The sequence below is a fragment of the Marichromatium bheemlicum genome, assembly GCF_012276755.1.
In the GTDB taxonomy this organism is placed as follows: domain Bacteria; phylum Pseudomonadota; class Gammaproteobacteria; order Chromatiales; family Chromatiaceae; genus Marichromatium; species Marichromatium bheemlicum.
Genome location: NZ_JAAXKX010000032.1, coordinates 23,249 through 31,903 on the forward strand (window position 1 = coordinate 23,249; position 8,655 = coordinate 31,903).

The 8,655-nt window shown below is 68.3% G+C and carries 8 protein-coding genes; 4 read left to right on the plus strand and 4 right to left on the minus strand.

The genetic code is table 11. From position 1 onward, the window contains the following. Nucleotides 1-36: 36 nt before the first annotated feature. Complete coding sequence (locus HF203_RS15330) at nt 37-1,062, plus strand: quinone-dependent dihydroorotate dehydrogenase (RefSeq protein ID WP_168670963.1); 1,026 nt, start codon at nt 37-39, stop codon at nt 1,060-1,062. 15 nt (nt 1,063-1,077) lie between these two features. On the opposite strand, the gene HF203_RS15335 is transcribed toward HF203_RS15330, so the two are convergent. The 4 genes from HF203_RS15335 to HF203_RS15350 all read right to left on the minus strand — a co-directional run bounded on the left by HF203_RS15335 (nt 1,078) and on the right by HF203_RS15350 (nt 6,077). Continuing rightward, entirely contained in the window at nt 1,078-4,002 is a 2,925-nt protein-coding gene (locus tag HF203_RS15335; protein WP_168670964.1) for a chemotaxis protein CheB, read from the minus strand. 300 nt (nt 4,003-4,302) lie between these two features. Continuing rightward, nucleotides 4,303-4,845: an EF-hand domain-containing protein gene (locus HF203_RS15340; protein WP_168670965.1), complete on the minus strand. Its 543-nt coding sequence runs from the start codon at nt 4,843-4,845 to the stop codon at nt 4,303-4,305. A gap of 117 nt (nt 4,846-4,962) precedes the next feature. Then, nucleotides 4,963-5,460 (minus strand): hypothetical protein, encoded by a 498-nt coding sequence (locus HF203_RS15345; protein ID WP_168670966.1) that lies wholly within the window; start codon nt 5,458-5,460, stop codon nt 4,963-4,965. A 26-nt stretch (nt 5,461-5,486) separates the two neighbouring features. Further along, nucleotides 5,487-6,077: a cytochrome b/b6 domain-containing protein gene (locus tag HF203_RS15350; RefSeq protein WP_168670967.1), complete on the minus strand. Its 591-nt coding sequence runs from the start codon at nt 6,075-6,077 to the stop codon at nt 5,487-5,489. A 131-nt stretch (nt 6,078-6,208) separates the two neighbouring features. On the opposite strand from HF203_RS15350, the gene HF203_RS15355 reads away from it, so the two are divergent. Genes HF203_RS15355 through HF203_RS15365 form a run of 3 tightly spaced genes read left to right on the plus strand, consistent with a single transcriptional unit; the run spans nt 6,209 to nt 8,577 of the window. Beyond that, nucleotides 6,209-6,529, plus strand: coding sequence for a PepSY domain-containing protein (locus HF203_RS15355; RefSeq protein ID WP_168670968.1), 321 nt, complete (start codon nt 6,209-6,211; stop codon nt 6,527-6,529). Further along, on the plus strand, nt 6,529-7,194 hold the full coding sequence (locus HF203_RS15360) for a response regulator transcription factor (protein ID WP_168670969.1): 666 nt from the start codon (nt 6,529-6,531) through the stop codon (nt 7,192-7,194). The genes HF203_RS15355 and HF203_RS15360 overlap by 1 nt, the downstream gene beginning before the upstream one ends. A gap of 3 nt (nt 7,195-7,197) precedes the next feature. Then, nucleotides 7,198-8,577, plus strand: a complete 1,380-nt coding sequence (locus tag HF203_RS15365) for a sensor histidine kinase (protein WP_425483214.1) — start codon at nt 7,198-7,200, stop codon at nt 8,575-8,577. Nucleotides 8,578-8,655: the final 78 nt, after the last annotated feature.

The following is an 8,655-nucleotide window of genomic DNA, read 5'->3' on the forward strand; positions in this document are numbered from 1 at the left end:
GATGATGATGAGCGCCGAGCCGCGCCTGGTGGTGGTATGGATCTGAACCTGTTGTGGCGGTCACTACGACCGTTGGTGTTTCGTCTCGACCCGGAGCGCGCGCATCGTATGACCCTGGCGGCACTGGCGCGCTGGTCGGAGCGGTTCGATGGCCGGCTGGTCGCCGGCGACCCGGCCCACGCCCATCCGCGCGAGGTGATGGGGCTGCGCTTCCCCAACCCCTTCGGTCTGGCCGCCGGGCTGGACAAGGACGCCGAGGCGATCCCCGCCTGGCAGGCGCTCGGCTTCGGCTTCATCGAGGTCGGTACGGTGACCGCGCAGGCCCAGCCCGGCAACCCGCGTCCGCGGCTGTTCCGCCTGCCCGAGGACGAGGCGATCATCAACCGCATGGGCTTCAACAACGCCGGGGCCGACCGGGTGGCGCGGCGGTTGCGGCGGTTGCGCGAGCGCGACCTGCTGCAGGTGCCGCTCGGGGTCAACATCGGCAAGTCCAAGGTGACCCCGGCCGAGCGCGCCGCCGAGGACTATCGCTACAGCTTCGAGCGGCTCGGCGAGCTGGCCGACTATGTGGTGGTCAATATCTCCAGTCCGAACACCCCGGGGCTGCGCGACCTGCAGCGTGTCGACGAGGTCAAGCGCATCGTCGAGACCATCCAGGAGCCCAACCAGCGCCTCGCCCGCCCCCGGCCGCTGCTGGTCAAACTCGCGCCCGATCTCGCCGACGGGGATGCCATCGACTGCGCGCGTGCCGCGCTCGAGGCCGGTTGTGCCGGGCTGATCCTGACCAACACCACCATCGCCCGCGAGGGGCTGCGCAGCCGCACCGAGGGCATGGCCGGCGGGCTCTCGGGGCGCCCGCTGCAGGCGCGCAGCACCGCGCTGCTGGCGACGGTGCGCGAGGCGCTGGGGCCGGAGCCGACCCTGATCGGGGTCGGCGGGGTGCGTGATATGCCCAGCGCGCGCGCCAAGTTCGCCGCCGGCGCCGATCTGGCGCAGGTCTACACCGGGCTGATCTATCGTGGCCCGGGGCTGGTGCGCGAGCTGCTCGCCGCGCTTGACTGAAGCCCCGAGTGGCGTTCAGGTCCTGGGCGTCCACTCGCGGGTATCGAGTCGAGCGAGCAGGACCCCGCCGTCGGCGTGGCGGATCGGGGCGATATGGATGGCGAAACGAGCGTCTGGATGCGCCGGCGTAGCGAAGTCGATGGTGAGCGTCTCGGGGTGACCTTCGAGGGCCGCGCTGATGCCTTCGAGCAAGGCCTGTCGTTGCGCATCGGTGCTGTCCGGCCCCAGTAATTGCAGCGCGCGCTCATAGTCGCTGCCCGGTCCGCTGTCGCCGAGCGAGGGATCGCCGGCGCGGATCGCCGCCTCGCGCCAGCTGCGGTTGATCTGGGTAATGACCCCCTGGGGGGTGAGGACCGCGATCTGCTCGGGTAACGAATCGAGCACCGCCTGCAGGCGCTCGATGTCGTGCAGGGTGGTGATGTCGACGAAGGTTGCCACCGCTCCGCGCGCCTCCCCGGTGTGTACCGCATAGGGCAGCACCCGGGCCAGATAGACCCGGCCGTTGGCCGCCGCGATCTCGCGCTGCAGCATCTCGCCGTTGGCGATGGTGTGGCGTAGCTCGGTGATGAAGTCGGGGTACTGGAGCAGGTTGGTGAAGTCGTCGATGGGGCGACCGAGGTCGCCGTTGCGGATCTTGAACAGCGAGGTCGCCTCGGGGGTGAAGCGGGTCAGACGCAGCTCGGCGTCGACGAACACCGTGGCGATGGCCGCGGCCTTGGCCATGCCGTCGAGGTCGGCGTTGAGACGGTTGAGGATCTCGATCTTCTCCTGGTTCTCGGCATTGACCGTGTAAAGCTCCTCGTTGACCGACTGCAGCTCCTCGTTGGAGCTCTGCAGCTCCTCGTTGGAGGCCATCAGCTCTTCGTTGGTCGCTTGTAACTCCTCGTTGGCCGTCTCCAGCTCCTCGATGGTCGCCTGCAGGCTCTCGCGGGTGGCCGCCAGCTCACGCTCCAGGTTCTCGACCCGCTGTGCGGTCTCGTCGTCGAGATCGAGCGTCTCCATGCCCTCGCGTGGCGGCAGGGTCTCTGGTGCGGTCTCGAACGAGAGCAGCAGGTGGCGCTCGGACTGGGGGGCGTCATAGGGGCGGACCACCATGCGTAGCTGTTCACGTTCGCCCGAGGGCAGCTCGATGCCGAGCTGGTCGGAGCGCATCGCCATGCCGCTGCGGGCGCACTTGTAGAGCAACGCCTGGGCCACCGGCACCAGCGGCTGGGGCAGTAGCTTGGTGATGTCGAGCGAGGCGCTGCCCTCGCCGATGCGCAGATAGCGTGCGGCCTCGCCGAAGACATGCAGCAGCTCGCCATGCGGGTTGAGCAGCAGGGTGGTGGGGGCGTAGTCGCGCAGCAGGATCGACTGGCCGACGTCGATAGCTGTCGCGTCGGTCGATTGATAGCGGCTGCGGGCGCTGGGCTGGCGTCTCCCGGGCGAGGGCAACGATGGGGGCAGGGGTGTCGAGCTGTCGAGTGGCAGCGAGACGTGGCGCAGCACGCGATAGATCTTGTGGCGCGAGTTGACCGCGGTGAAGTCGCTGTGCAGGTCGGCCAGGGTCTCGCTCGGGCCGAGTAACAGATAACCGCCTGGGGAGAGCGCGTACTGGATGCGTCGTAGCGCCCGCGCTTGGGCCTGGGTGCGGAAATAGATCAACAGATTACGGCACGAGACCAGGTCCATGCGGGTGAAGGGTGGGTCCTCGAGCAGGTTGTGGCGGGCGAAGACGATGTTCTGGCGGATCTCGTTCTTGACCACGAAGTGGTTGCCGCGCTTGTAGAAAAAGCGCTCGAGTCGTTCGGGCGAGATCTCGGCGGCGATTGCCTCGGAGAACACCCCAGCACCGCCGACCTCGACGTTCTGTTGCTCGACGTCGGTGGCGAAGAGCTTGAGGCTCGGCCAGCGGCGCTCACGGTCGAAGGCCTCGGCGAACAGGATCGCCAGGGTATAGGCCTCCTCGCCGGTGGAGACGCCAGGGACCCAGACCCGGATCGGTTGGTTCTCGCCCCGCTCGCTGACGATCGAGCGGATTACCGTCTGGTCGAGGATGTCGAAGGTGTCGGGGTCACGGAAGAAGCTGGTCACCGGGATCAGCAGCTCGCGGCGCAGTACCGCCAACTCGCCGCGATCGCTGTCGAGCAGTCGCACATAGTTGTGCAGGTCGGGGGTGTGGCGCACCTGCATGCGTCGTTCGATGCGGCGCATCACCGTGGCCGGTTTGTAGTCGCGGAAGTTGATCCCGCCCTGGTGCTTGAGGAGATGCATCGCCTCATCGAAGGCGTCGTCCTTGTCGAAGGTCAGTCCCTGGGAGCGGCTCTCGGCCCTGATCTGAGGGGCCTGGGTGATGAACTCGTTCACCCGGGGGCCGAGGTCGTCCGGGGTGAGGATGGCATCGACCAGTCCGGTGGCGATGACGCTGCGCGGCATGCCGTCGAACTTGGCCGATTCTGGCTCCTGGGCGAGCAGTAAGCCGCCGGCGTCGTTGATCGCCACCGCCCCACGGGTGCCATCGGAGCCGGTGCCCGAGAGCACCACGCCGATGGCATGCTTGCCGAACTCCTTGGCCAGCGAGGTGAAGAAGAGGTCGATCGGCAGCGCCAGGCCGCGCGGGCGCTTGGGGCTGAGGCGCAGCGCGTCGCCGAGCACCGTCATCATGTTCGCCGGCGGGATCAGGTGGACGCGGTTGGGCTCGAGGTGCATGCCGTCAGTGACGGTGACCACCGGCATCTCGGTGTGACGGGCGAGTAGGTTGCCCATCATGCTCTTGTGGTCGGGCGAGAGGTGCTGGATCACCACATAGGCGGCGCCCGAGTTTGCGGGCAGGCACTGGAAGAAGCGCTCCAGCGCGTCGAGTCCACCGGCCGAGGCGCCGATGGCCACCACATAGCCGGTGAAATGGTCGTCGTGTGGTGTGGCACTCGGACCTGTCGGTGCCTCGGGCACGCTGGACATCGTCTGCTCTCCTGGATCGATGGGGGCTGGAAGCGGTGGTGCGGGCTGGCCGCTGCTGCTTTCAGGGTATCGTGTAGATGCTGGTCACCATGGTGACAAGCATGCATCAGCCGTGGGGGTGGGGCCAGCGCGGTGGCGCGCTGGACCTGGCGACGCGGTCACCAGGCCGGGGTGGGGTCGGGACGCGTGGGTGGGGCGTGGGCACCGGCCCGTGCCGTGTGCTCGACGGGGCGATGTCCCAGGTTGTGCGCCGGGGCCGAAGACGGCCCCGGCGGAGGCGTCGAGTCCAAGGGGGCTGCCTCAGTTGGCGCGCGGTCCCCAGTTCTGCTGCTGGTGCTGCGCCTGGGCGGCGGCGAATTCATCGGCATCGATGCGGCCGTCGCCGTTGCTGTCGATCGCCTCGAAGCTCGGTGCGCTCGACAGGTTACGCATCATGTAGCCTTGCTGCGAGCGCTCGGCGATACGCTGGCCACGGGCCTCGTAGAATTCCTCCTCGTCGAGCCAGCCGTTGCCGTCGAGGTCGAAGTCGGCGAAGTCGGGCATGTTGCGGCCCATGCCGCCACGCTGCTGCATCCGCGCCTGTTGCCCAGCGCTGAGCTCGGCCGGGGTGAGCTGGCCGTCTCCGTCCTGGTCGAAGTCGGCGAACGCCGGCATGCCAGGGCCCCCGCCGGGGCGCCGTGTCTGGTGGAAGGCGTCGAATTCCTGCTGACTGATCAGACCGTTGCCGTCGCCGTCGAGTGTGGCGAAGGGCATGGGCCCGCCCATCGGTTGGGCGAGTGCGGTGAGGCTGACCCCGGCACCGAGGCCGAGGGCAAGGGTGAACATCCGGATCTGTGGTGTCATCGAAGGTCTCCGGTGATGGTGCTGGCGTTGTCTGATGCATGGCGTGGGGCCAGCGTGTCCACGCCTGTGCCGCGCCGCTGGGCGCGGCCGATATCACGTTCGGGGGGCGCTCGGCGCTCAATCGCGCCAGTGGCCGAACCCGGGGATGCGGACCTCGTCATCCTCATAGATACCCGATTCTGCGCGTGGATGGCAGCCGAGACAATCACCGAGGGCGGGCAGCGATTGCCCGGCGTTGCGCTGTAGCCGCGCCAGCTCGGCGTGCTCGTGGCCGAACGCCGTGGTCTCGGTGATGCGGGGCAGCCCGCTCGTCGGCGGCGGGTCGAGCCGCGCGGAGACGGTGGCGTTGGCCTGCAGATAGTCGCTGATGGCAAGGCGCCGCGTTTCGTCGAGTTCGAGGCGCTCGCCATAGTGTGCGGTCAGTGACTGCGGGGTCATGATCTGGCGCCAGTCGCGCGCGCTCAGCAGCGCCGGCTGATAGACCAGGTGGCAGTCGCCGCAGACGGCGCGGGTCGTCGGGTCGGTGACCGCGCCGAGGCGGTCGTCATCGGCCTGCGCGGCACTGGTGAGTGTCAGCGCGAGCAGGGCGAACAGGGGGGGGATGTGCTGGGGCATTGGCATGGCTCCTTGGGGCCGATCCGTCACTGGCGCTCGATGCGCTTGCGGCCGCTGATCATCGATCCGATCAAGTTCTCCTGGTGGGCGAAGCTCGAGAACAGCACCCCGGCGACGTGGAGCAGGACCAGCAGCAGGGTGAGGTTGGCGAAGAACTCGTGCGCGCCCTCGATCAGCTCGGTGCTCTCGTGCGAGAGCCCGGCGGTGAGCCCGGCCAGGGGGCCGGCGAGTTCCTCGGCGCCGTAGAGTGCGAGTCCGCTGAGCCCGGTGGCGCTTACCGTCAGCAGTAGTGCGACGACCATGGCGCCGCCGGCCGGGTTGTGGCCGAGATGGCGCGGCGCGCGCATCCGCACGGCGTCGCGCAGATAGCCGAGGGTGGCGCGGGGGCCGCGTACGAAGTCGCCGAAGCGGGCGTGCGGTGAGCCGACGAAGCCCCAGGTCACGCGGATCGCGAGTAGCGCCAGGATCACATAGCCGATCCACACATGGAGCGTGAGTGGGTGGTCCTCGATGATGTAGGCAGCGGCGAAGCCCGCGGCCAGCGACCAGTGGAAGAGGCGGACCAGCGGGTCCCAGACCTGGGTCTCGGTCGATTGTTCGGGTGTCGGTGTCGTCATCGGTGTGCTCCGGTTCGGGTGATGGGCCTCGGCCCTGTGATGCTGGCGACCACCCTATCCCCCTGCGGCTGAACCTCGGCTGTCGATGCTTGTCAGCAAACCGTCAGCCGGGTTCGTGGCATCATGCGTCCATGATCAACACCCTCGTTCTGCGCCCATTCGTCCTCCTGCTGCTCGCCAGCGCCTCGGCCCTCGCCCTGTCCGATGGGCCCTCTGGTGTCGCCGATCACGACCGCGCTCGTCATGCGCTTGAGCGCGGTGAGGTGCGCCCGATCGGCGAGATCCTGCGTGTGGTCTCGGCGCGGGTGCCGGGCGAGGTGGTGGGCGTGGAGTTCGAGCGCGAGCACGGCGGCTGGCGCTATGAACTCAAGCTCATCGCCCCCGATGGGCGGGTGCTTGAGGTTGAGGTCGACGCCGCGACCGGCCGCATTCTCGAGGTGGAGGAGGACTGATGCGCATCCTGCTGGTGGAGGACGACGCCCGGCTCGCTGCCTCGGTGAGGCGGGCGCTGGAGGCCGCCGGTTTCGTCCCCGACTGGGTGGAGGACGGCGAGCGTGCCTGGTTTCTGGGGGATACCGAGCACTATGCCGCGGTCATCCTCGATCTCGGTCTGCCGCAGCTCGACGGCCTCTCGGTGCTGCGACGTTGGCGTGGCGCCGGGCAGCGCTTCCCGGTGCTGATCCTGACTGCGCGGGGCGATTGGAGCGAACGTGTCGAGGGGATCGACGCCGGTGCCGACGACTATCTGCCCAAGCCCTTCCGCATGGAGGAGCTGCTGGCCCGGGTGCGTGCGTTGGTGCGTCGCGCCGCCGGTCAGCCCTCGCCGGTGATCGAGTGCGGAGGGGTCAGGCTCGATACCTGCCGGATGACGGTGGCCCGCGACGGGGTGCCGGTGCACCTCTCGCCCCAGGAATATCGCCTGGCCTGCTATCTGATGCAGCACGCCGGGCGGGTGGTCTCCCAGGGCGAGCTGACCGAGCAGCTCTACGCCCAGGACTTTGAGCGTGACTCGAACGCGATCGAGGTGCTGGTCGGGCGGGTGCGCCGCAAGCTCGGTGGCGACTGGATCCAGACCCGACGCGGTTTCGGCTATCTGGTCGAGCCCGATGCGGACTGAGCGGTGATCGGGCGGCGGTCGCTACGGGCGCGTCTCTGGCTCGGTGCCGCGATCTCGATCGCCATCGCCCTGGTGGTGGCTGCCGCCGGGCTGTCACGACTCTTCGAGGCTCATGTCGAGCGTCGACTCGGTGCCGAGCTGGAGGTCCACCTCGATCAGCTGGTTGCGACCCTGACGCTTGATCCCGATGGGCAGCCCTTGCTGGCTCGTTCGCTTCCCGACCCTCGTTTCGATGTCCCGTTGAGTGGTCGCTATTGGCAGATCGATGGTGTCGGCACCCCTGGCATGCTGCGCTCTCGTTCGCTGTGGGACGCGGTGATTGCGCTACCGTTGGACCCCTTACCCCCCGGGCAGATCCACGCCCACTGTCTGCCCGGCCCCGATGACCAGCAGCTGCTGGTGCGTGAGCGCCGGATCTCGTTACATGATGCCGATGGGGTGCAGCAACAGGCCCGGGTCGCGGTGGCGATGACCCGAGCCGAGCTGATCGCCGCTCGTAACGCCTTCACCACCGACATGCTGCCCTATCTGCTGCTGATGGCGGTGGTGTTGGCGGTGGCCACGCTGGTACAGGTCCATACCGGCCTTGCCCCGCTCGAGCGCGTCCGGCTGGGTGTCGAGGCGATCCGTTCGGGGCGTGCCCAGCGCCTCGCCGAGCGCTATCCCGACGAACTTCAGGCACTGATCGATGAACTCAACGCCCTGCTCGATGCCCGTGCCCGGTCGCTCGAGCGTGCGCGAGCCTGGACCGCTGATCTCGCTCATGGTCTCAAGACCCCGCTGAGCGCCCTGGTCGGTGATGCCGAGCGATTGCGTACCCGTGGCGAGCCGGCGTTGGCCGATGACCTCGAGCAGCTCGCCGAGACCATGCGACGCCGTGTCGATCGCGAGCTGATCCGAGCGCGGGTGCGCTCTGGTGGAGGCCCGGTACAGGCCCGGGCCGAGGTGGGTGCCGCGGTCGATGCGTTGCTGCGTACCCTGGAACGCACCCCGGTCGGGCGGGGTATCGATTGGCAGGTCTGGATTCCCCCGGAGGTCGAGGTCGCGCTGACGCCGGACGATTTGCTCGAGCTGTTCGGCAACCTGCTGGAGAACGCCGCTAAGTGGGCGCGCACCACGGTGCGGATCGAGGTCGAGGATGGTGAGCGGGTATCGATCCTGGTCGTCGACGATGGTCCTGGGGTCGCCGCCGAGCAGTGCTCACGACTCGGTGAGCGTGGTCTGCGCCTCGACGAGCGCAAGGAGGGAGCCGGGTTGGGATTGGCGATCGTGCGCGATATCGTCGATGCCTATGGTGGAGGGATCGACTTTGAGTGCGCCGAGCACCAGGGGCTGATGGTGCGCTTGTCATTGCCGAAACCGGTGTCGTCGGCGAGGGCCTGATGCAAGTGATCGACGAGGTCTTCATCGCGCATCTAAATGAACGCGCGCGCGAGCGTGAGGCGATGATGGTGAGGAATG